Here is a 25360-nt window from a genome sequence, read left to right as displayed (position 1 = left end):
GCGGAGAGGCAGGCGCGCCGATCAGGCGGCCGCTTGCCGGAATTCAGGAGTGCGGGAAAGCAGCGAAAGCGAGAAAACGCCCCAGCGGCGCCCGTCATCGTCAAATGCGCGCTCAACGAAGTGCGCGTAGCGGCCCTGTGCGATATCCGCCGCGGGCACTTCCAGTTGCTGCTCGAAGCTGCGCTGGCCATACAACTCGTCGATGACCAGCGCCACGTCGCCACCGGCCTGGCGCATGATCAATACGCGCTGGCCTTCCTGCGGTGCGGTGCGCTCACCTTCGAGGAAGTACTTCAGATCGACCACCGGGAACAGGTTGCCGCGCAGGTTGCCCACGCCCAGCAGCCAGCCCTGCGCACCGGGCACCGGCGTGACCGGCGGCATCGGCACGATTTCGACTACTTCACGGAAATCGGACACCAGGTGGCGGCTACCAACGCGGTAGCCCACGCCTCGCCAGACATCCTGGGAATAACTGCGCTCAGGCAATTGCACGGCATGCGCCAGGCTGCGCCGCTCGTAGGCTTCAAGGATGTCGAAGGGAGAACGCATCAACCCACCAGTTTGTTGATCCGCGCGATCAGGTCATCCTCACGCGGCGGTTTGACGATGTAATCGGTAGCGCCCTGGCGCATGCCCCAGGCCTTGTCGGTTTCCATGCCCTTGGTGCTGACGATCAGCACCGGGATGTTCCGCGTGGCCTCGTCACGCGACAGCGCGCGGGTGGCCTGGAAACCGCTCATGCCCGGCAACACCACGTCCATCAGCACCAGCTGTGGACCCTGGTCGCGGGCCATCTGCAGGCCTTCTTCGGCGTTGTCGGCCGCCAGAACTTCGTGGCCAGCCTTGACCAGCCATTGCGTGAACACCGCCCTGTCGGTCGGTGAGTCCTCGATCAAAAGAATTCGAGCCATTGTGCCTTTCCCCCCTGGTCAGGCGTTGACGTATGTGCGGATGGCACCCAAAAGTTCGTCGCGAGTGAATGGCTTGGTGAGATATTGCTCGGAACCGACGATGCGGCCACGAGCCTTGTCGAACAGGCCATCCTTGGAAGAAAGCATGATCACAGGGGTCGACTTGAAGAGCTGGTTGCCCTTGATCAACGCGCAGGTCTGATAGCCATCCAGGCGCGGCATCATGATGTCGACAAAAATAATCTGCGGCTGCTGGTCGGCGATCTTGGCCAAGGCCTCGAAGCCGTCAGTCGCGGTCACGACCTCGCAGCCTTCGCGCTTGAGCAGTGTTTCAGCCGTGCGCCGGATGGTCTTCGAGTCATCGATGACCATCACCTTCAACCCTGCGAGTTCCCCACCCGCAGTCATGTTTTCAACCATTTGCTAGTCCCCGGACACGCGGCGCACATCGAACGCGATGTCACCGTGAAAGCGCATCTATATCCCAGCCCTGCGGCGAACTGTCAAGCAACGCCGATCAGATACGCCTGCAACCAGTATCAATGTGATCCACGTCTCAAATTCAGCGCAGCTCCATTCAGCCTCCCCTCGCCGCCGCGCGCGCTGGGCGCCCCCGCCCCGAACCGCTAACATCGCCCCCTGACCTGACGGATTTCCCCGATGCTTTTAGACGTCATCGTGGTGATGGACCCCATCGCCCACATCAAGATCGGCAAGGACACCACCTTCGCCATGCTGCTGGAAGCCCAGCGCCGTGGCCACCGGCTGCACTACGTGCGCCCGGGCGGCCTGTCGCTGCACGGCGGCAAGGCCGTGGCCCATGTCGCGCCGCTGCAGGTGCGCGATGACAAGGCCGACTGGTTCACCCTGGGCGAGTTCGCGCCGCTGGACTTCGGCCCCGGCCAGGTGGTGTTGATGCGCAAGGACCCGCCGTTCGACGGCGAGTACCTGTACGACACCCACATCCTCAGTGTCGCCCAGCAGGCCGGCGCGCTGGTGGTCAACGACCCGCAGGGCCTGCGCGACTTCAACGAGAAGCTCGCCGCCCTGCTGTTCCCGCAATGCTGCCCGCCGACCCTGGTCAGCCGCGATGCGGCCGAGCTGAAGGCCTTCGTGCTTGAGCATGGCCAGGCCGTGCTCAAGCCGCTGGACGGCATGGGGGGACGCTCGATCTTCCGCAGCGGCACCGGCGACCCGAATCTCAACGTGATCCTGGAAACGCTGACCGATGGCGGCCGCAACCAGACCCTGGCACAGCGCTTCATCCCCGACATCAGCGCCGGCGACAAGCGCATCCTGCTGGTGGACGGTGAGCCGGTGGACTATTGCCTGGCGCGCATCCCGCAGGGCGACGAGTTCCGCGGCAACCTGGCGGCGGGCGGGCGTGGCGAAGGTCGCCCGTTGAGCGAGCGGGATCGCTGGATCGCTGCCCAGGTCGGCCCGGAGATGAAGCGCCGCGGCATGCGCTTCGTCGGGCTGGACGTGATTGGCGACTACCTGACCGAAGTGAACGTCACCAGCCCTACCTGCGTACGCGAGCTGGACGCGCAGTACGGCCTGAACATCGCCGGGCAGCTGTTCGACGTGATCGAGACCAGCCTGAAACAATGAGTGCCACCGCCGGCTCACTGCCCGTGGCGCCCCGCGCCACCGACCAACAACGCCTGACGGCAACGCTGGTGCTGTCGTTGCTGGTGCATGGCCTGTTGATTCTTGGCGTGGGCTTTGCGGTGAGCGACAACGCACCGCTGGTGCCGACGCTGGATGTGATCTTCAGCCAGACCAGTACGCCGCTGACGCCCAAGCAGGCCGACTTCCTGGCCCAGGCCAATCAACAGGGCGGTGGTGACCACGACAAGGCACAGCGCCCGCGCGACAGCCAGGCTGGCGTCGTGCCGCAGGCGCAGGATGGACTGGCGCCGATACCGCTGCAGCAGCAGGCCGCTGCCGCGCCGCCCCCGCCACAGGCGCGGGTGGTGACCAGCGCACACGGCGAGGACCGCGTGGCCGACGCGCAGTCGCAACCTTTGCCGGACCACCCCGACCCCACGGCAGCGATGACCGCACGCGAGCAGCGTGATGCGGAAATGGCGCGCCTGGCGGCCGAAGTACATCTGCGCTCGGAACAGTACGCCAAGCGCCCGAACCGCAAGTTCGTTTCAGCCAGCACCCGCGAGTACGTTTACGCCAACTACCTGCGTGCATGGGTGGACCGCGCCGAACGCGTGGGCAACCTGAACTATCCCGACGAAGCCCGTCGTCGTCGCCTGGCAGGCCAGGTGGTGATCAGCGTCGGCGTGCGCCGCGATGGCAGCGTCGAAAGCAGCCGCGTGCTGCGCAGCAGTGGCGTGCCGTTGCTGGACTCCACCGCGTTGCGGGTGATTGAACTGGCGCAGCCGTTTCCCGCACTACCCAGGACCACGGACGACATCGACATCCTGCAGGTCACCCGCACCTGGGTGTTCCTGCCCGGCGGGCAGCTGCACGACGATCGTTGAGCGGTCCATACGTTGCTTAGCCGCCGCCTCTGCCCGGGCTACGCGCCTGTCGTAGCAGCGGCTTCAGCGGCGAAGCAGGCGATGCTTCCGATGGCGAACACGGCTGCAATTGCAGGCAGGTCGGCAACGTTTGACGTCAATGGCTTCGCGGCTGAAGCCGCGCCTGCACTCGACCGCACGGCCGCAGGTTCAACGCTTTGAATCACGCAACGCCTGCTGTTCGACCAGGGTGAGCGCGACGTTGTCGCGCAGATACGCTGGCTGCACCAGTTCGGGAGCGATGCCTTCGCCGCGCAGCATTGCCGGGACGGCGATTCTCAATACGTCCGACGCACAGGGCAATGCTTGTGCATCCAACGAGGTCAGGCGCGAATGGAAACGCGCGGCAAGCACACCTTCCACAGCGGCAAACCCCGTGCCTACCCCGGCCCACCCGGACTCGTCGGCGGGCAATTCGAATGCCTCCGGCGCGATCACCACTTCGCTGCCCTGCAGCTGCAGCTCACCGCCAGCATTGCGCACGAAACACGCGGCATAGATCTCGCCCATGCGTGCATCGATGCTGGCCAGCACCTGCGATGCAGTCTGCGGCGCGCGCATCGCCAGCGTCTGCAGCGTGGATACCGGCAACAGCGGGCGATCCAGCGCCAGGGCGATGCCCTGCGCGATGGCGATGGCCAGGCGCACGCCGGTGAACGCCCCGGGGCCACGACTCAAGGCGATGCCGTCGAGCTGGTTGCGGCTGATGCCGGCTTCGGCCAGCAACTGTTCGGCCCACGGCAGGCTCAGCTCGGCATGCCGACGCGGCGCGATCTCGAAGCGCTCCAGCACCTGACCATCCACATGCAGGGCGACGGAACAGGCTTCGGTGGCGGTTTCAAAGGCAAGCAGCTTCATGGCAGACAGTCACGACAGGGAAAAAGGTGGCTCGACGGAGCCTGGATCGGAGGATGACGCATCGGCAGCGAGGGCCGCAGCATCCGGCTCCGGCGCCCATTGTCGCGCAAAGAAGGCCTGCACATCGGCCAGCTCACGCGTGCGCCGGAACGGTGGCAGCGAATCGAGGAACACGCGGCCATAGCCCTTGGTCAGCAAACGCGGGTCACACAGCACCAGGACGCCGCGATCGGTTTCGCTGCGGATCAGCCGGCCCACGCCCTGCTTCAGGGCGATCACCGCCTGCGGCAGTTGTTCGTCACGGAACGGATTGCCGCCCTGGCGGCGGATGGCATCCAGGCGCGCTTCGAACACCGGATCGTCCGGCGCGGCAAACGGCAGTTTGTCGATGACCACCACGCTCAGCGCATCACCGACCACATCCACGCCTTCGCGGAAGCTGGCCGAACCGAGCAGCACCCCATTGCCGGATTCGCGGAACCGTTGCAGCAGGCTCGCGCGTGGCGCCTCACCCTGTACGAACAGCGGCCAAGGACCATCGCGCAGTGCGTCGGCCGCCTCCCGCAGCGCACGGTGCGAGGCGAAGAGCAGGAACGCACGCCCCTGCGAGGCTTCAAGCACCGGCCACAGCGTGGCGATCAAGGCTGTACCGAAACCGCGCGCAGCCGGATCGGGCAGTTGCTGTGGCAGATAACACAGTGCCTGCTGCTGCCAATCGAACGGGCTGGGCTGAACCAGCGTATCGGGATCATCCAGGCCCAACCGCTTGGCCAGATGCGCGAAGTCCCCGCCCACGGTCAGCGTGGCCGAGGTGAACACCCAGGCCGCCATGGAGCGTTCGCGATGCTCGCGCAGCGGGCCGGAGACATCCATCGGCGTGCGCTGGCAACGGAATCCGCGCGGGGTGAGTTCGTACCAGAGCACGTCGTTGTCGGCTTGCGAGCCGGAAACGGGGAACAGGGAGTCGGAAATGGGAGCGGCAGCATCCGTCGTTGACGTGTGCGGTTCTGCAGCGGGCGGTGCATCGTCGATATCCCACTCATCGACTGCCGACACAATCCCTTCATCCAGCCAGCGCGACAGCCGCGCCATGCCTTCCTGTGCCCGCGCATGGCACGCATCCAGACCGGGCGATGCTTCGCGCAGCAGCGCCAGCGCATCGCGCAGTTGCATCAACCCCGCCGACACCGCATCAAAACCTTCGGCAACCTGTGGCACGGCCAGGGCGCGCCAGCGCGTCCCGCGCTGCGGCAGCTTTTCCATGGCCTCGCGCAGCTCGCGCAGCGCCAGTTCCAACGTGGCAACTGGTTGCTGCAACGTGGCCTGTGCACCCGCCACGCTGCGACATTCGGCCAGGCAATCACGCGCCAGTTCCTGCCACGGGCGCATGCCGAAGCCTTCCCCGAAAAAGTTCGCCGCCAGCTCCGGCAGCTGATGCGCCTCATCGATGATGAAGGCCTGCGCACCCGGCAATATCTCGCCGAACCCTTCCTGCTTGAGTGCCAGGTCGGCCAGCAGCAGATGATGATTGACCACCACCAGGTCCGCCTCCTGCGCACGCTGGCGCGCACGCACCACGAAGCAGTCGTCCCAGAACGGACAGTCGGTGCCCAGGCAGTTGTCCACGGTCGAGGTGACCATCGGCAGCAAAGGCGAATCGTCGGCCAACCCGTCCAGCTCGGCGACATCCCCGTACTGGGTGCGCCCGGACCAGGTCACGATGCGCTGGAACTGCGCCACCTGCTCGTTGCTGGTGAAACGCGGCTCACCGCGGGCCTGGTCAAGCCGGTAGCGGCAAAGATAGTTGGCACGTCCCTTCAACAGCGCGGCACGGTGGCCGACGCCCAACGCGGCGCGCACGCGCGGCAGATCACGGTGATACAGCTGATCCTGCAATGCGCGGGTGCCGGTGGAGACAATCGTCTTCAAACCCGACAGCAACGCCGGCACCAGATAGGCAAACGTCTTGCCGGTGCCGGTGCCAGCCTCGGCCAGCAGGACGTCGCGCTGCTGGAACGCCTCGGCGATGGCGCCGGTCAGGCGAAGCTGCGCCGGACGCGGCACGAACGCATCGAGCTGGCGCGCCAGCGCGCCCCCTTCACTCAATGCTTCCTGGCTGGCAATGACTAGCGAGGACATGACTGTGAAGCTGAGATTGGGGAGCGGGGGACCAGGGATGCAGGGTTCATGATCAGCCGTTGCTTGCTCTGGAACCCGGCATTGAGCCCGGCATTCCCGGCTCCCAAGTGCCGGTTCCCCACTCCGGAATCAAAACCGCTTGATGCCCGGCACCGTGCAGCCTTCGATCTGTGCATGTGCAGAGACGGCGTTTTCCTTCTCGGCGCGGGCAAGGCGTGACTGTTCAATGGTGGCCCAGTGCCGACGGCACAAAGGACCCGTACGCGAGCCCAGGTCCACCGCTTTCTTCGCCAGCAACTCGGCGCGCGGCCAATCGGCCTGCAGCAGCGCCACTTCGGCGCGTTCCTGCAGGATCGCCGGATCGTTGTCGACCAGCAGCAGCGCCTGGTTCAGCGCCTCGGCGGCGCCATCCAGGTCGCCCGCGTTGCGCTTGGCGATGGCCGATGTGTGCAGGTCAGCCACCTGTGCATCGCGCAGCGGCTGCACTGACAGCTCGGTGTCATCGACGCCGGCAATGGCCTCCACCGCAGCCAGCCGCTGTGCCGGCGTGGTGCTGTCGACCACCTTCGGTGTGGCCGGTGGCGCGCTGATGCAGGCGCTGAGCAACAGGGAGGCGGCCGTGGCGGCCAGGACGGAGCGGATCAGAGGCATATTGTTCATGGCTGGCATTATCGCGCAGGGGTTTCTGCTGGGGGAGCAGTGGTTGGTTCAGGCTGCTTGGGCTCGATGCCAAACCAGCTGCGCCAACCGCCACCTTCCTGCTGGCTGTCGCCCTCGCCTTCCACCGGCGTGGCCTCGGCGGGCATCGTGCAGGGCACGTACTGCGGCGCGAAACCGACCACGAACGGGAAGCGGCGCGCGCCGGGGCAACCTTCATCGGTGGCATTGCTGCCGCTGGCCTCCACGTACTGCCAATCCAGTCCCTTGTTGTTCACATGCAGCGGCTTGCTGGGCAGGTTGCGGAAGATGCCCGACCACACCCGCATCGAGCCGGTGGAACCAAACAAGCCGGTCTGCTCGTTCTGGTCGTTGCCCATCCAGATCACCGCCAGATGGTCACCGGTGTAGCCGGCATACCAGCTGTCGCGCCCATCATTGGAGGTGCCGGTCTTGCCGGCCGGCTGCAGTCGCGCCAGGCCATCGGCGTTGAGGCGTGCGGCAGTGCCGCTGGATACCACCTGCTGCAGCGCGACGCTGATCAGGTTGGCGGCAATCGAGTCACCTTCCTGCGCCGGCGCCGGGTTCTTGTCGTAACGCTTGAGCAGCTTGCCCTGCGCATCAACCACGCCACGCACCGCGTGCAGAGGCTGGATTTCGCCGCCGGATGCCAGGAACTGATAAAGCTGCGCCATGCCATACGGGCTCTGGTCGGTCGCGCCGAGGATCACCGCCGGATTGGAGTCCGCCTTGAGCCCGGCCAGCACATTGATCAGCTGGGTCAGGCGCTCCGGCCCCACCTGCATGCCCACCCGCACCGTGGCCTGGTTGTAGGAACGGGCCAGCGCGTCGATCAACCGCACCGTACCGTGGCTGCGGTTGTCGGCATTGCCCGGGGTCCAGTTGCGGCCACGGCTCAGCTTGACCGTCACCGGAGAGTCGTCGACCCAGCTGGCCAGCGAGAAGCGATCCGGCTGCGCCAGCGCCAGCAGATAGACGAACGGCTTGAGCAGCGAACCCACCTGCCGCTGCGCCTCGATGGCGCGGTTGAAACCCGGCTCGGCCACGTCGCGGCTGCCGATCACGGCCAGCACGTCGCCGTTATGGACATCGGTCACCACCAGGCCGGCCTGCAGCTCGGGGCGACGCTTGTTCTCCAGCGATTTTATGGTGTGCGCCACCGCACCTTCGGCATACGCCTGGGCCGAGGGCGACATGCCGGTGAAGACATTCAGGCCCGCGCCCTGCAGCACGTTCTCTGGATAATCGTGGCCAAGCTGGCGACGCACCAGGTCGATATACGCCGGGAACCGGTTGGCGGCCGCCAGCCCCGCGGTCTTGGACACGCCCAACGGGGCCTTCAACGCTCGCTGGTACTCGGCATCGTCGATCAGATCGCTTTCGCGCAGCTTGCCCAACACGAAGTTGCGACGGTCCAGCGCACGCTCCGGGTTGCGCCGCGGGTCGTAGTACGACGGCCCCTTTACCAGCCCGATCAGCAGCGCCACCTGCTCGGTGGTCAGCGCATTGAGATCACGCCCGAACCAGAATTCTGCCGCCGAAGACACGCCATGGATGGCCTGACCACCGCGCTGGCCCAGGTAAACCTGGTTGAGATAAGCCTCCAGGATCGTGGCCTTGTCGTAACGCGCTTCCATGATCAGCGCGTACAGCACCTCATTGAACTTGCGGGTAAGTGTCTGTTCCTTGCCGATGCCCAGCAGACCACTGCGAGCCAGCTGCTGGGTCAACGTGCTGGCGCCCTGGCGGGTTTCACCGCCACTGCGCACCGCGACCCAAACCGCACGCACGATGCCACTCAGGTCGATGCCGTGATGGCGCGCGAAGTCTTTGTCTTCCACCGCCTGCAGGCCGGTGACCAGCAGCTCCGGCGTCTCCGACACCCGCACCAGTCGCCGCTCTTCCTGCTTCTGTCCGTACAACGTGGCGATACGTGCCGGGTCAAGGCGCGCGGCCTTGACCGCCGTGCGGCTGCCGCCTTCGCGCACCGAACCCACCTGCCCGTCGGACAGCGAAACACTCAACTGACGCGGTGCCACGCGGCCGTCCACGTCGTTGTAGCCACGGCTCGAAATGGTGAACGTGCCGCCCTGCACCTTGTAGGTGCCTGGGCTGGTGCCGGTGCCATCGTCGCGATAACCCGACGCCGCCAGCTCGGTCTTGAGCGTGGCCGCGTTCATCGCCACCCCAGGGCTGAGCACCAGCGGGCGCGCATAGACACGGGTGGGAATCTGCCAGCGCAACTCACCGAACCGTTGCGTGACCTGTCCGTTCAGATACAGCGTATAGGGGATCAGGAAGCCCAGTCCCAACGCAACGGCGGCCAGCCCCCAGGTAATGAGGCGGTTACGCCACAACGGTCTGCTGTCGTCGGTATCGTCGTCGAATTCGTCTGAATCGTAGCGTCGTGGCACGGGGATGCGAGAATGTGAGTTGTCACGAGTCTAACGCAGCGCAATCCCTTGGCGCGGCGGGAGACGTTTTCCTGCTTAAGCTGGAGTTCCGAAGGAATGTCGATGTCACTGGCCGACGCGCGTTATCAGTTCAAGCGCTTCATCGGCCTGATCCGCCGAGGACTGGCCAGTCTGCGCACCCGCGGCTGGCGCGCCACCCTGCACCGGGTAGGCGTGCATAGCCGCCGCCAGCCGCCGCCACGTCGCGAGCCCCTGTTCCTACCCGCCAGCGGCCCGTTCGCGCCGTTCAGCGTCCGCTGCAGCGACAATCCCCAGGCCAGCATCGTCATTCCGGTCTACAACCATTGCGAGCACACGCTGGCCTGCCTGCGCGCGCTGGCCGCGCACCCGCCCCTGGCCGATTGCGAGATCCTGGTGATCGATGACGGCAGCAGCGACGCCACTGCCGAGTGGATGCAGCAGATCAAGGGCCTTCGTTACCACGTCCGTACGCAGAACGGCGGCTTCATCGCCGCCTGCAATGACGGCCTGCGCCTGAGTCGCGGGCAATACGTCGTGCTGCTGAACAACGACACCGTTCCGCAACCGGGCTGGCTGGACCTGCTGCTCGATACCTTCGCGCGCAATCCCGATGCAGGCCTGGTCGGCTCGCAGCTGCTCTACCCGGATGGACGCCTGCAGGAGTCCGGCGGCGTGGTATTCGCCGACGGCAGCTGCTGGAGCTACGGCCGCTTCGAGTCCGCCGAAGACCCCCGCTTCGCCAGCCTGCGCGATACCGACTATTGCTCCGGCGCGGCACTGGCGATCCCGAAAGCCTTGTTCGAGCAGCTCGGCGGGCTGGATACCCGCTACGCACCGGCCTACTACGAAGACACCGACCTTGCGTTCAAGGTGCGTGCGGCCGGGCGACGCGTGCTGGTGCAACCAGCCAGCCGCGTGGTGCACGACGAAGGCACCAGCAACGGCACCGACACCGGCAGCGGCATCAAGGCCTACCAGGTACGTAACCAGCAGGTGTTCGCTGCGAAGTGGCACGACGCACTGCGCCGGCAACTGCCCGCCGGCACAGTGCCGACGCCGGCCAACCAGCACCGCGATCAGGCGCAGATCCTGATCCTGGACGAATCGGTACCGCAGCCGGATCGCGATTCGGCCTCGCTGCGCCAGGTCAACTTGATCCGCATGCTGCTGGAGAATGGCGCGCATGTGGTGTTCGTCCCTACCCGCGGCCTGCATGCCGGCAAGGCCACTGAGGCCCTTCAGGCCATGGGCGTGGAAGTCTGGCACGCGCCGTTCCTGAAAGGCGTGACCCGCTGGCTGCGCGACAACGGCGCACGCTTCACGACGGTGATGATGGTGCGTTACCACGTCGCCAACGAATGCCTGCCGCTGGTCAGGCAGTTCGCGCCACAGGCCCGCACCGTCTTCGACACGGTTGATCTGCACTACCTGCGCGAGCGGCGTGGCGCCGAGGTGGCTGCGGACGCGGGGTTGCTGCGCAGCGCCGAACGCACCCGCGCCAGCGAACTGGCGGTGATGGATGCCACCGACGTGACCGTACTGGTCAGTGCCGCGGAGAAAGACCAGCTGGCCGCCGATGCACCACGCGTGCATGTCGAACTGATTTCCAACTTGCACGAAATCGCCGGGCACGGTGCGGAGTGGGCTCAGCGCCAGGACCTGGTGTTTGTCGGTGGGTTCCTGCACCTGCCGAACCTGGATGCCATGCAATGGTTCATCGGCGAGGTGTTCCCGCTGATCCGCGAGCAGCTCCCCGATGTGCGCTTCCATTGCATTGGCGCCGATGTGCCCGACAGCATCCGCACCCTGGCCGCCCACCAGGCCGGCGTCATTGTTCATGGTTACGTCCCCGACGTGACGCCTTACATGGACGGCAAGCGCATTGCCGTGGCACCGCTGCGCTTTGGGGCAGGAGTGAAGGGCAAGATCAACCTGAGCATGGCCCATGGACAACCGCTGGTGGCCACCACCTGCGCGGTGGAAGGCATGCACCTGCACGATGGCGAGGATGTACTGGTCGCAGACGACGCGCAGACGTTCGCCAATGCGACGGTACGTCTGTACAACGACCCGCTGCTTTGGCAGCAGCTCTCCGAGAACGGCCTGCGCAACATAGCCCGGCACTTTTCGATGGATGCCGCCCGCCAGGCGGTACAGCGCGTATTCTTCCATCCTGCAACGGACGTCGGTGGTCACTGACCGCCGACGCAGGGCCTTCGCGGCTACGGCACCGCCGTGCGTACGCGTTCAGCGAAGTCGCGGATTTCCGGGGTAGTGCCGTCGATTTCCTGTGCCTGTGCCAGGGCCTGTGCGGCGAAGACGGTGTCGCCGGCACCCAGGCGTTCGCTGCCGACCGCGATCCAGCGCTGCGCCAGACGCCGCCGGGCCGGTGCTTGGCCGGCATCGGTCGGTGCCAGTGCCTGCCAGGCATCGAGGCAGGTGCGGGCCGCGCGCAGACGGTTGCCGCGCAGGTTGTCTTCAAAGCAGGTGCGCGCGGCCGGCAGAATGCGAGCGGCCGCACGCTTCACCCGCGGGTCCTGCGGGGCCAGTGCCTGCGCGGCCTTGAATCGGTCATAGGCGCTGTTGCCCGGCGGCAACAACCATTGTTCGCGGGCTTCGGCAACGTCCAGCTGGGCGAGCAGTTCCTTCAATCGACGCTCGCGACCGGCTGCCGGCAGCGGTGCTTCCATGGATCGCTGTGCGGCACGTGCACGCTGCAGGGTGCGCGCGGCGGCGCCGACTTCTGCACTGTCTGGTGCAAGTGCGCGCGCCTGCGCCAAGGCCTGTTCGGCCTGCTCGAAATGAAAATCCCCCGCCAGCCGCGCCACTTCCTGCGTCTGCAGCAGGAGCACGCGCTGCAGCCCTTGCCGGGCGACCGCGTCTTCGCCCAGCGCCAGCACCTGCTGAAAACCTTCAGCCGCCTTCTTGAGTTGCCCGCGCGTCAGATCACGCTCGGCCTGGCGGCTACGCCGTTCCAGCGCGCCGTTCAATGCAGCCTTTGCCGACGGCAGGTTGGCATGCCCGGGGTCATAGCTTTCCACCCGCTTGAGCAGGGCAGCGGCAGCAGCAAGGTCGCCTGACGAAGCGTTACGCGTGGCTTTCGCCAAAAGGTCGGACAAAGCTTCATCACGTCCTTCCAGTGCGTGCATCCGATCCGGCTGCACGGCGAGTACGCGTTGATACAGCGGCAGCGCACTGTCTGCGCCCTCGTCCAACCGTCCTTCCGCCTGCGCGGCCTCTGCCTGGTGCAGCAACTGTTCAACGCTGTCGCGCTCGTGCGCATCGCGCGGCAATGCGGCAGCCAGTGGATCGATCTCGGCCGCAGGCGCTTGCAGCTGTCGCGCCAGTTCAAGCGCAGCGGTAGCGGCCGGGTAATCACCCGCAGCCAGATGCGCGCGGGCCTGGTTCAAGGCGGCCTGCCCGGTCAGCGCCAATGCCTGCTGGGCATCGCTACGGTCCGGATCCAATGCGGCCGCAGCTTCGAACAGCTCGCGCGCACCACTGCCGTCCTGTGCACTCAGGCGACCTTGCTGCAGCGCTTTGCGGCCATCATCCAGCAGCTGCTGGACCCGGGTTTCCGGCCACATCGTGTCCGCCAACGGCTGGCGGAAAATCGCCAGCACTACCGCCAACAGAGCCACGCCCAAGGCGATCCAACGCCACGCGCGCGGACTGTTCCAACCACGCGCCACCCACCACCGCAGATACAGCCGCAGCCGTTCGCCGAGCGTTTCCAATGCCTGTCCGCAGCGCTGCCGCCAGTTCTCCATACCAACAAGCTTACTGGCAGAAGCCGTCTACGGTTTGTCGCGGGACCTGCGCGCAGGCCCGTTATCCGAGCCTGCGTGCCTCGTCCACGCCCGGCAGCGCATCCAGTTTGCCCAGCAGGGTGGAGAGCTGGCCGTAATCGCTCACCTTCAGGCGCAGGCGCAGTTGCACCCTGCCGCTGTCACGCACGTTGTCGCTGTTGATGTCGGTGACGTAGGCGTCTTCCTGCGCGATCAGGTTGGTGATGTCCTTCAACAGCCAGCGCCGATCCATCGCGCGGACCATGACATCCACTTCGTAGCCGGTGCCGGTGCGGCCCCACTCCACCGGGAGCACGCGCTCGGGATGCGCGGCCGCCAAACGCGCCAGCGCGACGCAGTCCATGCGATGCACGGTGACGCCACGGGTCCGGGTCAGATAGCCCTGGATCGGCTCACCGGCCACCGGTTGGCAGCAGCGCGCCAGCTGTACCAGCAGATTGCCCACGCCCTGCACGGTGAAATCGGATTTCCCGGTACTGCCGCGACGTGCGGTCGGGCGCGGCAGGAGCGGGGTCGTCGGGGGGGCCAACAACGCTTTCTCTGCTTCCAGCAGGGCACGACTGACCTGGTTCGGACCGGTGTCGCCCAGCGCCACCTGGATGTAGAGATCGTCCACGCTGTCGGCATGGAACTTGCGCGCGGCCACCATCAGATCCGAGTGCTGCAGGCCCAACCGCTTGAGTTCGCGTTCCAGAAGATCGCGACCGGCCTGCACGTTGCGGGCACGGTCCAGTTTATGGAACCAGTTGCGTACTTTTTCGCGAGAGCGCGCGCTTGCGAGGAAGCCGTTGGACAGCAGCAGCCAATCACGGCGGGGATCCGCCTCCTTGCCGGTCAGGATCTCCACCCGATCACCGCTGCGCAGCTTGTAGCCCAACGGCACGATGCGCCCGTTGACCTTGGCGCCACGGCAACGGTGCCCGACCATCGTGTGTACGTGATAGGCGAAATCCAACGGCGTTGCGCCGGCCGGCAGGTCCATCACCTCGCCCTTGGGGCTGAGCGCGTAGACCCGGTCCTCGATCAACTCGGCATCCAGCGCGCCAGCCAGGTCCTCGGGACTGCCCGGGTCCTGGGCGTGTTCCAGCAGCTGCCGCATCCAGGTGATCTTGCGGTCGAACGCCTTCTCTGCGCCCTTGCCGCCTTCCTTGTACTTCCAGTGCGCGGCCACACCCAGCTCGGCCTGTGCATGCATTTCGTGGGTACGGATCTGCACTTCGATGGTGCGCCCTTCCGGGCCGATCACCGCCGTGTGCAGCGAGCGGTAGTCGTTGGCCTTGGGCCGGGCGATGTAGTCATCGAACTCGCTGGGGATGGGGGTCCACAACGCGTGCACCACGCCCAGCGCGGCGTAGCAGGCAGCCACGTCATCCACCATCACCCGCACCGCACGCAGGTCATACAGCTGCTCGAAAGCCAGCTGCTTCTTCTGCATCTTCCGCCAGATGCTGTAGATGTGCTTCGGCCGGCCACTGACTTCACCACGGATGCCCTGCTCCTCCAGCGCCGCCGACAGCTTCTTCTTCACCGCTTCGACATAGCGCTCGCGGGCAATGCGGGTTTCGTCCACCTCGCGCGCGATGTGGCGATAGGTTTCCGGTTCGAGGAAGCGGAACGCCAGGTCTTCCAGCTCCCACTTCAACTGCCAGATGCCCAGGCGATTGGCCAGCGGTGCGTGGATGTCGCGGGTCAACTGGGCCAGCGCGCGACGCTCGGCGTCGGGCAGCTTGTCGGCCGCTCGCATGCTGGCCAGCTGTCGCGACAGCAGGATCGGCACCACCCGCAGGTCGTGGATGATGGACAGCAACAGCCGCCGCAGTCCTTCGGAATTGCGCCCTGCCTCACGCCCGGCATGCAGTGCCCAGACCTGGTCGGCCGCTTCCTGACCATCCAGCAGGCCGCTCACTGCGGTGGCAGCCGCCCCCAATGGCAACTCGGCCAGACGCATGCGCAGGCCCGGCAGGTCGAACAACAGCGCGGCCACAATCACGCCTTCGTCGGCGGACAACAGCGCCAGCGAGTCCAGCGTATCGGCCAGCACCGGCCAGGGCAGGCGTGGGGTGTGGTCGGTGTCGGGTTGCTGCCAGCAGCTCAGCAACGCGTGTTGCAGCGGCTCGGACAGGGCGCGGGTGGAGGCGCGCTGCAGCAGCGTATCCAGGCCAGGAGAGGAGGTGCGGTTCACAGCATTCAATTGCAGACGGTTACCCCTACACTAGCGCCCAACCGCATTCGGGAACAATTACCCATGAAGCTTCCGCGCCTGGCCGTACTGTTTGCCTTCACCGCCCTTTCACTTTCCGCCCTGTCCAGCGCCCATGCGCAGCGCACGGTGACCGGCAACCTGCAGGAGCAGATGTCCGAGACCGAATTCAAGGCCGCCGGCCTGGACAAGCTCAGTGCGCAGGAACTTGCCGCGCTGAACAACTGGCTGCAGGGCAAGGTCGAACAGGCCACGAGTGTGGCGCTGGAGCAGGCGCGCGAAGAAGGCCGGCAGGAAGTCATCGTCAAGAACCGGGGCTTCTATGACTTCGGCTCCAGCGAACCGATCCGATCGCGGATGACCGGCGAGTTCACAGGCTTCGGCAAGGGCCGCCAGTTCTCCCTGGACAACGGCCAGATCTGGGAACAGATCGATGACGCCAGTGCTGCTGGCGTGCGTAAGCAGACCCCGGACGTGCGCATCACCCCCGGCCTGATGGGCGTGTGGTACCTGCAGGTTGATGGGCTCAATACTCGTGCCAAGGTGCGCCGTACCAAGTAACCCCCGCCCCCGCATGCCTGCCCTCCCCGATGCGAACCTGACGGGAGGGTCTGGCGCAGTGCCCACCCATCGCCAGACGACGTCACCACCATGCGCGCCTTCCTGATCGTTCTGTTGTTGCTGCTGCCGGCCAGCGCCTTTGCACAGGTTTACAAGTGCAAGGGCAAATCCGGCGAAACCATGTACTCCGAGAACCCCTGCGATGCGCGTGCCGAGCCGATGAAGCTGCGTGAGCACTCTGTGCCTACGCCGGTGGTGGCACCCGCGGCGTCGACGTCGGAGCCGACAGCCGGCGAGGAGCCCGGGCAAGCCAGCGAGAGTGCCAGCGCGGCGGCGGCCAACAGCGAGCTGGAAGCCAACCGTGCGGCCGAGCGCACCTGCATCGCCAACGCGACTGCGTCGGTTTACGGTCCATCCAACGACCGCGTGAGCACGCTGCAGCAGCAGATGACGATGCTTGGCGAGCAGTTGGCCAACGCGCCGGATGCAGAACGCAGCCAGGCATTGCGTACGCGCATGGCCACCTTCCGCCAGGCCATCACCCGCGAGCATGGCAACGCGCATACGCAGATGACGGCCGCGCGCCAACGCTGCCTTGACATGCACCGCCCGGCCCAGACACCGGCACGCTGAGGCTTGCGACAGGCGGGGATGCCCCGCACCTGTCGACTGTGGTCCGCACAACACTGGCGTTGCGACTGACTTCGTTTCAGCCAGTGACGGGGCGGATCAACCGCGCAATGCCGCCACGCGCTGGGCCAGCTTCTTGGCGGAAATGCCGGACCGGAAGCCCAGCTCCTGCGCGAACAACGACACCCGCAATTCTTCGATATCCCAGCGCAATGCGGCCCATTCCGGACGGCCGGCACGACCTTGCACGCGCGCTTCGTTCAACGCATCGATGAACGGCTTGAGCTCCAGCATCCGTGCCTGGTCACGCGGCGGATCCCGCTTTGCCCGCTCGGCGCGCAGGATCATCGCCTTGAGGTAGCGCGGGAACTGCGCCAATGCATCGGCCGGCGTTTCACGCAGGAAGCCGGCGTGTACCAGCCCCGCCAACTGCGCTTCCATGTCGTCCAGATTGCCGCGTGCCCAGCCCATCAACGGCGCTTCCAGTTGCGGCCGCAACTCGCCAACCAGGCCAAGAATGCTCTCGGCCAGTTTGAGCCGCGCCATCGCCTCGGCGAACAGCCGCTTGGCGGCATCCGCGTGACGTAGCTCGAAGGCCTCAGGCGTACGGATGTCCGCCAGACCATCGGCCAACACGGCGTTCATCGCAGCGTCCACCAGGTCGCCGCGCAAGCGCTCCTGCGATTCAATCGCTGCGTACAACAGGCCCGTCTTGGGTGGTACCGGCAATTGCTTGCGCGCCTGCTTGATCTTGTCGGCCAGTGCGATTTCCAACAACCGCCGCACGCCGCCTGGATGCGCCAGCGCCGCTTCGTTGCGGTCAGCAAAGATACGCAGCGCCGCAGCATCACCGGTATCCACCAGCGCCGGGTACGCCGGCACACCGGCTTCGCCCGGCACCTGTTCGGGGATGGCAACCGCAGGAAACGCGCGTAGCTCTTCAGCGGCCAGCGCCTTGCCCGCACGCTCTGCGAACGCACTGCCGGCACGCTCGCCGAAACGTGCACGCAAGGCATTCAGATCGCGTGACATCGCCAGCAACTTGCCGTGATCGTCGCACAGGCGCAGGTTCATCAGCAGATGTGAATCCAATGCATCAAGATCGAAATCGGTTGCCGCGACGGTCGCACCCGTTGCCTTGGACAGGAAACGCGCCAGCTCGCCGCGGATGTCATCGGCCGAAGGCTCCTGCCATGCTTCAAAGAATGCTCGGCCGAAGTCCGGCGCCGGTACGTAATTGCGGCGCATCGCCTTGGGCAGGCTGCGGATCAGCGCGGAGGCCTTCTCGGCAACAAAGCCCGGTGCCAGCCACGACAGTCGCGCCGGGTCCAGCGCATTGAGCAGGTGCAACGGCACATCCAGCGTCACGCCATCGGCTTCGGCGCCCGGCTCGAAACGGTAGTGCAGCGCCAGTCGTGCATCGCCCAGAGGGAAATACTTGGGATAGCGGTCCTGCTCACTGCCCTCGCCCGGCAGCAGATCGGCCATCGTCCACTGCAGGGTGCGACGCTGCTCCGTCGGCAACGCTTTCCACCAGCTGTCCAGGCCCGTGGCCGAATGAATGTCGGACGGAATACGATCCAGATACCAGCGCGCCTGCCAGTTTTCGTCGGCCACGATGCCGGCGCGGCGCAGCTTGGCTTCCTCTTCGCGCGCCTGTTCCAGCACCTTGAGGTTGTCGGCGACAAAGCCGGCGCGGGTGTTGATTTCCCCGGTGACCAGCCCTTGCCGCACAAAAATGTCATGCGCTTCGCCCGGCGCGATGCGGCCGTAATGCACTGGCTTCTTCGGCGCCAGCACCAGCCCGAACAGGCTGATCTGTTCGGAGGCAAGCACCTGGCCCTGCGCGCGCGACCAATGCGGGTCGAAATGCTTGCGCAGCAGCAGATGCGGCAACTCGGCGATCACCCAATCCGGCTCGATCGCCGCGTTGGTCAGGCCCCAGATTTTCTGGGTGTCCAGCAGCGTGGCGGTCAGCAGCCATGGCGGTGGCCGTTTGGCGAGCGCCGAGCCGGGGAATGGCAGGAAGCGGCGCTGGCGAGGGGCAAGGAAATCGCCCTTCTCGCTGCGATGTCCGATCTGCGTCGGCAGGCCGACGATCAACGCGCGGTGCAGCGTCTGGTAGGCGGCCGCGCGCAACTTCTCACTGAACCCGCCACGCGCGTCGTCGCTGGCGGATTTCGCAGGCGCGGCCTTGGTGGTCTCCGCTACCGGCTCGCTCTTGCCTTCGCGGGCCAGGCGCGCGGCACGGTGTTGCTGGCCACGGGTGACCTTGGCCTTGGCTTCGTCGTCACGCGCCGGTGCCGGCGCAGACGAACCGGCCAGCAACGGTTCCAGCGCCGTTGCCGCAGCCTCTTCGCTCCAGCCCAGCTCCTCGCACAGCACCCGCAGCTGGCGGTGCAGTTCGCGCCATTCGCGCATGCGCAGGAAACCGAGGAAATGCCGGCCACACCAATCGCGCAGCTTGGATTGGGTCAGGTCTTCATGGGCCCGGCGGTAGCCATCCCACAACCGCAGTACACCGACGAATTCGGAGCGGCCATCGGCGAACAGCGCGTGCGCGTTGTCGGCCGCGGCGCGCGCTTCCGGCGGACGCTCGCGCGGGTCCTGGATACCCAGGAACGAGGCGATCACCAGCATCGGACGCAGACAACCCTGTGCCTGCGCGGCCACCAGCATGCGGGCCAGCTTCACGTCCACCGGCAGGCGCGCCATCTGCCGACCGATCGCGGTCAGCTTGCGTTCGCCATCGATCGCACCAAGCTCGGCCAGCTGCTGCCAGCCATCGGCCACGGCGCGTTCGTCCGGCGCTTCCAGGAACGGGAATTTCTCGATCTGGCCCAGGCCCAGCTGCAACATGCGCAGGATCACGCCGGACAGCGAAGAACGGCGGATTTCCGGATCGGTGAACTCTGCGCGCGACTGGAAATCGGCTTCCGAATAGAGCCGGTAACAGATGCCTTCGGAAACGCGGCCGCAACGGCCCTTGCGCTGGTTGGCGCTGGCCTGCGACACGGCTTCGATATGCAGACGGTCCAGTTTCTGCCGCGGGCTGTAGCGCTTGATCCGGGCAAAACCCGGATCAATCACATAGCGGATGCGCGGCACCGTCAACGAGGTTTCCGCCACGTTGGTGGCCAACACGATGCGCCGCTTGCCGCCCGGGTTGAACACCTGATCCTGGTCCTTCACCGACAGCCGCGCGTACAGTGGCAGCACCTCGGTTTCGCGGTACTTGCGGCGCTCCAGCGCCTGGTGCGCATCGCGGATTTCACGTTCGCCCGGGAAGAACATCAGGATGTCGCCGCGGGGGTCTATCCCGGTGATTTCATCCACCGCCGCCACCACTGCCTCGTTGACGGTGCGCTCGCCATCGCGATCCTCACCTTCACCGCCGGACCCGCCTTCCAGCGGGCGATAACGCACTTCCACCGGGAACGTGCGGCCTTCCACGCTGATCACCGGCGCATCGTCGAAATGCTGGGCGAAGCGGGAGGTATCGATGGTGGCCGAGGTGACGATCAGCTTCAGGTCGGGGCGCTTCTTCAGCAGCTGCTTGAGGTAGCCGAGCAGGAAGTCGATATTGAGGCTGCGCTCATGCGCCTCGTCGACGATGATCGTGTCGTAGTTGGACAGCCAGCGGTCACTGCTGATCTCAGCCAGCAGGATGCCGTCGGTCATGAATTTGATGCGGGTGTCATCGCCGACGCGGTCGGTGAAGCGTACCTGGTAGCCGACCACCGTGCCCAGCTCGGACTTCAGCTCCTGCGCCACGCGGGTGGCCACCGCACGTGCGGCAATCCGTCGCGGCTGGGTACAACCGATCATCCCGGCCACGCCACGGCCAGCAGCCAGACACAGCTTGGGCAGCTGGGTGGTCTTGCCCGAACCGGTCTCACCGGCGATCACCACTACTTGATGGTCGCGGATCAGCGCGGTGATGCGCTCGGCTTCACGTGCGATCGGCAGACTGTCGTCCAGAGTGATCGCCGGCAGGTTCAGCGCCCGCGCCTCACGTCGCTGCACCGATGCCTGCAGGGCCTGCTCGAACGCGGCCCCCACGACGGCATCGGTGGGTTTGGCGCGCCAGCGCGCGAGCATCCCCAGCAGGCGACCGCGATCGCGGCTCATGGCCCCATCGACGGCGAGCTGCTGCGAGTGCAGAGAGGGAGCGGAAGGTTTGTTGATAGTGCTCATCAATCGAATCGGTTAAAACTTTGATCACATCTGAAGGGTTAGTCTGATCTATCGTGAAAGCCATCTCATCCACAAGGAGGATTTCCCCATGGCGAAGACCAAGGCAGCACCGGTAAAGACCAAGACCGGCAAGCAGAAACTGGAATCGGCGGCCCCATCGGCCCCGAACATCGATATCGGGATCAAGGAAGGCGATCGCAAGAAGATCGCCGATGGGCTGGCTGCCTTCCAGGCAGACGCATTCACGCTCTACCTGAAGACCCACAACTTCCATTGGAATGTCACCGGGTCGATGTTCAACTCGCTGCACACCATGTTTGAAACCCAGTACACCGAACAGTGGGCAGCCCTGGACGACGTTGCTGAACGCATCCGCGCATTGGGCTTCAATGCCCCGGGCTCCTACCGCGAATTCGCCGCCCTGACCTCGATTGCCGAAGAACCGGGCCTGACCGACAGCGCAGACTGGCGGGAGATGGTACGCCAGTTGGTCGTCGCCAACGAGGCAGTGTGCCGCACCGCACGCAAGGTTCTGGACGTGGCCGACGACGCCGACGACGCCCCGACCGAAGATCTGATGACCCAGCGCCTGCAGACCCACGAGAAGTACGCGTGGATGCTGCGCTCGTTGCTGCAGTAATCCCACCAGGCTTCCGCCCCTGGCGGGTTTCCGGGGTTTGCCGCGCAAACCCCGGACCCTGCTTGCTCTGGCTGGCATATCCGGCCACCTTTAGCACGCCTCCTTGACTCAAGGGGCCTCCACCCCAGACCCCCTCCCTTCCGCCGCAGGCAGAGGGGAAGGATGGCGAGGGGGACCTTTAACGGATGGCTCTCCCCCACAAGACCTCGTCACCAGCCGCCCTACAGCGGATTTCAGCCACTCGCACAGCTCCACGCGGCAACCGGCAACCCGGCCAGCCCCCGGCAGCGGGTAAACTACGCCGATGCCCCACAGTCCCGCGCAAGAACTGCTTTCCAGCGTTTTCGGTTACGACAGTTTCCGCGGCGACCAGCAGGCCATCGTCGAACACGTCGCCAGTGGCAACGATGCCCTGGTGCTGATGCCTACCGGTGGCGGCAAATCCCTGTGTTATCAGATCCCGGCGCTGCTGCGCGACGGCTGCGGCATCGTCATCTCCCCGCTGATCGCGCTGATGCAGGACCAGGTGGAAGCACTGCGCCAAGCCGGTGTCCGCGCCGAGTTCCTCAATTCCACCCTGGATGCCGAAACCGCGGCGCGGGTGGAACGCGAGCTGCTCTCGGGCGAGCTGCAGCTGCTGTATGTCGCACCGGAGCGGTTGCTGACCGGACGCTTCCTGTCCCTGCTGGAACGCAGCCGGATTGCGCTGTTCGCCATTGACGAGGCGCATTGCGTATCGCAGTGGGGCCACGATTTCCGTCCGGAATACCGCCAGCTGACCGTGCTGCATGAGCGCTGGCCGGAAATTCCGCGCATCGCCCTGACCGCAACCGCCGACCCGCCCACCCAGCGCGAGATCGCCGAGCGCCTGGACCTGTCGCAGGCACGGCACTTCGTCAGCTCGTTCGACCGCCCCAACATCCGCTACACCGTGGTGCAGAAGGACAACGCCAAGCGGCAGTTGCTGGGTTTCCTCAAGGACCACCGCGACGAAGCCGGCATCGTCTACTGCATGTCGCGACGCAAGGTCGAGGAGACCGCCGAATTCCTGTGCAGGGAGGGCATGAATGCCCTGCCCTATCACGCCGGCCTGCCGGCCGAGGCGCGCGCGGCCAACCAGCGCCGCTTCCTGCGCGAAGACGGCATCGTGATGTGCGCCACCATCGCCTTCGGCATGGGCATCGACAAGCCGGACGTGCGCTTCGTCGCGCATACCGACCTGCCCAAGTCGATGGAAGGCTATTACCAGGAGACCGGCCGCGCCGGCCGCGACGGCGAATCCGCCGAAGCCTGGCTGTGCTACGGGCTGGGCGATGTGGTGCTGCTCAAACAGATGATCGAGCAATCCGAGGCCGGTGAGGAACGCAAGCAGCTTGAACGTTCCAAGCTCGACCACCTGCTCGGCTACTGCGAATCCATGCAGTGCCGCCGCCAAGTATTGCTCGCCGGCTTCGGCGAGACCTACCCGAAGCCCTGTGGCAACTGCGACAACTGCCTCACCCCGCCAGCCGCATGGGATGCGACCGTGCCGGCACAGAAGGCACTGAGTTGCGTCTACCGAAGCGGCCAGCGTTTCGGCGTGGGTCACTTGATCGACATCCTGCGTGGCAGCGATGCCGAGCGCCTGATTCAATTGGGCCACGACAAGTTGAGCACCTACGGTATCGGCCGCGATCTGGATGCACGCAGCTGGCGTGGCGTGTTCCGCCAACTGGTTGCCGCCAGCCTGCTGGAAGTGGACCCGACCGCCCATGGCGGTCTGCGTCTGACCGATGCCAGCCGCGACGTGCTCAAGGGCCGCCGACAGATGATGATGCGCCGCGAAAGCCCGGTCGCCCGCGAACGCGAGCGTAGCGGCGGCCCACGCACCGGCCTGCCGGTACAGCCTCAGGATCTGGTGCTGTTCAACGCCCTGCGTGGGCTGCGTGCGGAACTGGCACGCGAACAGAACGTGCCGGCCTTCGTGATCTTCCACGACAGCACCCTGCGCAACATCGCCGAACAACGCCCGACCAGCGTCGATGCGCTGGGCCGCGTCGGCGGCATTGGTGGCAGCAAGCTTTCACGCTACGGCGAGCGGCTGGTGGAAATCGTGCGCGAGCAGGGCTGATCCGCCGCTGCCCGCGCCTGCGTGCTGTTACCAGCGTGCGCTGATGCGGAAATCGGCGCGCACGCTGTCCTGATCCTTGAGCACATCATCCAGCGGGTGCCCCAGGTCCAGGCTGTAACTGTAACGGCGGGCGAACTGTCCGTTCATGCCCAGCCCCACGCTGCTGATGCTGGCGGCCGTCGGGAAGTCACCCCGCACCTCGCCGTGGTCGAAGAACACATATATATCGTGTGCCTGCCGATACGGACGGTGCAGCTCCACGCTGCCGAAGTAGCCCTTCACCCCTGACAGGGCGCCGCGCACATAGCCCCGCACACTGCCGATACCACCTACCTGGAACAGGTTGCTCGATGGCAGGAAGTCACCATTGGTGAACTGCCAACCCAACTGCGCGCGATACAGGAACCCGCTTGCGCCAATGCGCTGCGTCCACGACGTACTACCGTTGGCGGTGGTGAAATTGCGCCCCTTGGCCAGGGTTTCGTCGGTCTGGATGCGCGACACGCCCTGGTAGAAGGTCCAGTCATAGCCATCGTTGCGGTAACCGGTGTTCAGCCCCAACGTCATGACGGTCGAATCGATCTCGGAGACCTGAACATCGGCGATTTCCGAAGTCGAGTTGCTGCGACCGATGCTGGCCACGGTGGACAGCAGCCAATGCTGGTTCGCGATCCACGGCTGGGTGAAGTCGACCCCGTAATTGGTGGATTCACCAGTGATGTCGAGGTCGCGGTAGGCGCCGTCGATGATGTTGATCTGATTGCGCGAGACATTCACGCCCAGGCGGCCATTGCGTTGGTTGATGATGCCTGAGTAGGAAACACGTCCTTCCAATCCACCGCGCGAATACGCCACCGAGCCGGCCAACAGGTCGTTGATGCTTGCCAGCCCCCAGAACTGCCCCTGCACGCCGTAACGTTCACGGCCTGTGCTCTCCACACCCGAGTTGTCCACGAACACGCCCCAGTTGCGGCGATCCGGCATTTCGGTCATCAGCACGATATCGGTCTGCCCTGCGGTTTCACCCGGCCGCAACAGTGCGCGCACCTGCAGATCGCTGGTGCGGTTGAGGTAGACCAGGTCATCGCGCAGGCGATCGGTCTGTACCACCTCACCCACCGGCTGGTGCACGCGCTTTTCGACAAAGCGCACCGGCACTTTACCCTCGCCGGTTACCTGCAGCTGCCCCAGCCGCCCTTCCAGCAGGGTGACTTCCACGCGACCGTCTTCGATGGACTGTTCGCGCAGCAATGCTTTGGCCGTGGTGATTCCCTGCGCCTCATAGGCCGCGTTGACCTCGGCCACCATCTGGTTCAACTCCGCCAGGCTCACCTCACGCCCCTGGTAGCGGGTACGGATGGTGTCCAGTGTTTCGCTCGCAAGCAGCTCGGAGGGAGTGAAGCTGACCTCCTTCAGCAGGAATCGTGTCGTCGCATCGCCCGCAGCCGGCGCGTCACTGGTTGGCGTTTCCTGTTGCAGCGGATCCAGCACCGGCTTGCGCGGCTGCAGCGGCTGACGCTGCTCGTAGTAGTCATCGATCCGCTGCGAAGTCTGGCCCTCACTGGTGGTGGTCGACTGCGCGCTGGCAATGCACGGCAACAACGCGCTGCCGATGAGGAGCATCCCTCGATACATGTTTCTGTTCCTGTGGT

18 protein-coding genes are annotated in these 25360 nt (G+C 65.6%); 7 read left to right on the top strand and 11 right to left on the bottom strand.

Annotation, left to right across the window (positions count from 1 at the left end; genetic code table 11):
• Positions 1–21: 21 nt before the first annotated feature.
• From ABB26_RS05920 to pilG, 3 genes are read right to left on the bottom strand one after another with little or no spacing between them, the layout of a single operon-like run.
• Positions 22–552 (bottom strand): chemotaxis protein CheW, encoded by a 531-nt coding sequence (locus tag ABB26_RS05920; RefSeq protein ID WP_057632757.1) that lies wholly within the window; start codon positions 550–552, stop codon positions 22–24.
• A complete protein-coding gene (locus tag ABB26_RS05915) occupies positions 552–914 on the bottom strand; it encodes a response regulator (protein ID WP_057632756.1) in 363 nt (120 codons plus the stop codon). Before ABB26_RS05915 ends, ABB26_RS05920 begins: the two co-directional genes overlap by 1 nt.
• Positions 915–932: 18 nt before the next feature.
• Positions 933–1334, bottom strand: a complete 402-nt coding sequence (pilG, locus tag ABB26_RS05910) for a twitching motility response regulator PilG (RefSeq protein WP_057632755.1) — start codon at positions 1332–1334, stop codon at positions 933–935.
• 240 nt (positions 1335–1574) lie between these two features.
• Here pilG and gshB point away from each other — a divergent pair, with 240 nt between their 5' ends.
• Complete coding sequence (gshB, locus tag ABB26_RS05905; protein WP_057632754.1) at positions 1575–2525, top strand: glutathione synthase; 951 nt, start codon at positions 1575–1577, stop codon at positions 2523–2525.
• Positions 2522–3412 carry an energy transducer TonB family protein gene (locus tag ABB26_RS05900; RefSeq protein ID WP_057632753.1) on the top strand — a complete coding sequence of 297 codons (891 nt, stop codon included), beginning with the start codon at positions 2522–2524 and terminating at the stop codon, positions 3410–3412. The genes gshB and ABB26_RS05900 overlap by 4 nt, the downstream gene beginning before the upstream one ends.
• 189 nt (positions 3413–3601) lie before the next feature.
• Here the strand turns inward: ABB26_RS05900 and tsaB are convergent, their stop codons facing one another.
• The 4 genes from tsaB to mrcB all read right to left on the bottom strand — a co-directional run bounded on the left by tsaB (position 3602) and on the right by mrcB (position 9540).
• Positions 3602–4309 (bottom strand): tRNA (adenosine(37)-N6)-threonylcarbamoyltransferase complex dimerization subunit type 1 TsaB, encoded by a 708-nt coding sequence (tsaB, locus tag ABB26_RS05895; RefSeq protein WP_057632752.1) that lies wholly within the window; start codon positions 4307–4309, stop codon positions 3602–3604.
• Positions 4310–4318: 9 nt separating this feature from the next.
• On the bottom strand, positions 4319–6448 hold the full coding sequence (gene yoaA, locus ABB26_RS05890) for a DNA repair helicase YoaA (RefSeq protein ID WP_057632751.1): 2130 nt from the start codon (positions 6446–6448) through the stop codon (positions 4319–4321).
• A gap of 129 nt (positions 6449–6577) precedes the next feature.
• Entirely contained in the window at positions 6578–7099 is a 522-nt protein-coding gene (locus tag ABB26_RS05885) for a tetratricopeptide repeat protein (RefSeq protein ID WP_425477246.1), read from the bottom strand.
• A 17-nt stretch (positions 7100–7116) separates the two neighbouring features.
• The gene (mrcB, locus tag ABB26_RS05880; RefSeq protein WP_057632749.1) at positions 7117–9540 is read right to left on the bottom strand and encodes a penicillin-binding protein 1B; all 2424 of its coding nucleotides are present in this window, start codon (positions 9538–9540) and stop codon (positions 7117–7119) included.
• Between the two features lie 96 nt (positions 9541–9636).
• Between mrcB and ABB26_RS05875 the strand changes: the two genes are divergently transcribed.
• Positions 9637–11760, top strand: coding sequence for a glycosyltransferase (locus ABB26_RS05875; RefSeq protein ID WP_057632748.1), 2124 nt, complete (start codon positions 9637–9639; stop codon positions 11758–11760).
• A gap of 23 nt (positions 11761–11783) precedes the next feature.
• Here the strand turns inward: ABB26_RS05875 and ABB26_RS05870 are convergent, their stop codons facing one another.
• Entirely contained in the window at positions 11784–13331 is a 1548-nt protein-coding gene (locus tag ABB26_RS05870; RefSeq protein WP_245626144.1) for a coiled-coil domain-containing protein, read from the bottom strand.
• 61 nt (positions 13332–13392) lie between these two features.
• Positions 13393–15480, bottom strand: coding sequence for a RelA/SpoT family protein (locus tag ABB26_RS05865; protein ID WP_425477245.1), 2088 nt, complete (start codon positions 15478–15480; stop codon positions 13393–13395).
• A 135-nt stretch (positions 15481–15615) separates the two neighbouring features.
• On the opposite strand from ABB26_RS05865, the gene ABB26_RS05860 reads away from it, so the two are divergent.
• Together ABB26_RS05860 and ABB26_RS05855 are read left to right on the top strand one after the other, a co-directional pair.
• Positions 15616–16131 carry a hypothetical protein gene (locus ABB26_RS05860; RefSeq protein ID WP_057632747.1) on the top strand — a complete coding sequence of 172 codons (516 nt, stop codon included), beginning with the start codon at positions 15616–15618 and terminating at the stop codon, positions 16129–16131.
• Positions 16132–16221: 90 nt separating this feature from the next.
• On the top strand, positions 16222–16764 hold the full coding sequence (locus tag ABB26_RS05855) for a DUF4124 domain-containing protein (protein ID WP_057632746.1): 543 nt from the start codon (positions 16222–16224) through the stop codon (positions 16762–16764).
• Positions 16765–16860: 96 nt separating this feature from the next.
• Here ABB26_RS05855 and hrpA read toward each other — a convergent pair whose 3' ends face one another.
• Positions 16861–20958 carry an ATP-dependent RNA helicase HrpA gene (hrpA, locus tag ABB26_RS05850; protein WP_057632745.1) on the bottom strand — a complete coding sequence of 1366 codons (4098 nt, stop codon included), beginning with the start codon at positions 20956–20958 and terminating at the stop codon, positions 16861–16863.
• Between the two features lie 88 nt (positions 20959–21046).
• On the opposite strand from hrpA, the gene ABB26_RS05845 reads away from it, so the two are divergent.
• Together ABB26_RS05845 and recQ are read left to right on the top strand one after the other, a co-directional pair.
• Positions 21047–21598, top strand: a complete 552-nt coding sequence (locus ABB26_RS05845) for a Dps family protein (RefSeq protein ID WP_057632744.1) — start codon at positions 21047–21049, stop codon at positions 21596–21598.
• Between the two features lie 304 nt (positions 21599–21902).
• On the top strand, positions 21903–23708 hold the full coding sequence (gene recQ, locus ABB26_RS05840; protein ID WP_057632743.1) for a DNA helicase RecQ: 1806 nt from the start codon (positions 21903–21905) through the stop codon (positions 23706–23708).
• A 27-nt stretch (positions 23709–23735) separates the two neighbouring features.
• Here the strand turns inward: recQ and ABB26_RS05835 are convergent, their stop codons facing one another.
• Positions 23736–25343, bottom strand: a complete 1608-nt coding sequence (locus ABB26_RS05835; protein WP_161809013.1) for a ShlB/FhaC/HecB family hemolysin secretion/activation protein — start codon at positions 25341–25343, stop codon at positions 23736–23738.
• Between the last annotated feature and the right edge of the window lie 17 nt (positions 25344–25360).

The sequence above is a fragment of the Stenotrophomonas humi genome (genome assembly GCF_001431415.1).
Taxonomy (GTDB): Bacteria; Pseudomonadota; Gammaproteobacteria; order Xanthomonadales; family Xanthomonadaceae; genus Stenotrophomonas; species Stenotrophomonas humi.
This window is presented reverse-complemented; position numbering and strand designations above follow the sequence as displayed.

Bases quoted from the DNA above. Each gene is read 5' to 3' on its own strand.
- ABB26_RS05875 (WP_057632748.1), top strand. From the start codon at position 9,637: ATGTCGATGTCACTGGCCGACGCGCGTTATCAGTTCAAGCGCTTCATC.
- gshB (WP_057632754.1), top strand. From the start codon at position 1,575: ATGCTTTTAGACGTCATCGTGGTGATGGACCCCATCGCCCACATCAAG.
- ABB26_RS05845 (WP_057632744.1), top strand. From the start codon at position 21,047: ATGGCGAAGACCAAGGCAGCACCGGTAAAGACCAAGACCGGCAAGCAG.
- yoaA (WP_057632751.1), bottom strand. From the start codon at position 6,448: ATGTCCTCGCTAGTCATTGCCAGCCAGGAAGCATTGAGTGAAGGGGGC.
- pilG (WP_057632755.1), bottom strand. From the start codon at position 1,334: ATGGTTGAAAACATGACTGCGGGTGGGGAACTCGCAGGGTTGAAGGTG.
- ABB26_RS05870 (WP_245626144.1), bottom strand. From the start codon at position 13,331: ATGGAGAACTGGCGGCAGCGCTGCGGACAGGCATTGGAAACGCTCGGC.
- tsaB (WP_057632752.1), bottom strand. From the start codon at position 4,309: ATGAAGCTGCTTGCCTTTGAAACCGCCACCGAAGCCTGTTCCGTCGCC.
- ABB26_RS05900 (WP_057632753.1), top strand. From the start codon at position 2,522: ATGAGTGCCACCGCCGGCTCACTGCCCGTGGCGCCCCGCGCCACCGAC.
- ABB26_RS05920 (WP_057632757.1), bottom strand. From the start codon at position 552: ATGCGTTCTCCCTTCGACATCCTTGAAGCCTACGAGCGGCGCAGCCTG.
- ABB26_RS05835 (WP_161809013.1), bottom strand. From the start codon at position 25,343: ATGTATCGAGGGATGCTCCTCATCGGCAGCGCGTTGTTGCCGTGCATT.
- ABB26_RS05915 (WP_057632756.1), bottom strand. From the start codon at position 914: ATGGCTCGAATTCTTTTGATCGAGGACTCACCGACCGACAGGGCGGTG.
- recQ (WP_057632743.1), top strand. From the start codon at position 21,903: ATGCCCCACAGTCCCGCGCAAGAACTGCTTTCCAGCGTTTTCGGTTAC.
- ABB26_RS05860 (WP_057632747.1), top strand. From the start codon at position 15,616: ATGAAGCTTCCGCGCCTGGCCGTACTGTTTGCCTTCACCGCCCTTTCA.
- ABB26_RS05885 (WP_425477246.1), bottom strand. From the start codon at position 7,099: ATGCCTCTGATCCGCTCCGTCCTGGCCGCCACGGCCGCCTCCCTGTTG.
- hrpA (WP_057632745.1), bottom strand. From the start codon at position 20,958: ATGAGCACTATCAACAAACCTTCCGCTCCCTCTCTGCACTCGCAGCAG.
- ABB26_RS05855 (WP_057632746.1), top strand. From the start codon at position 16,222: ATGCGCGCCTTCCTGATCGTTCTGTTGTTGCTGCTGCCGGCCAGCGCC.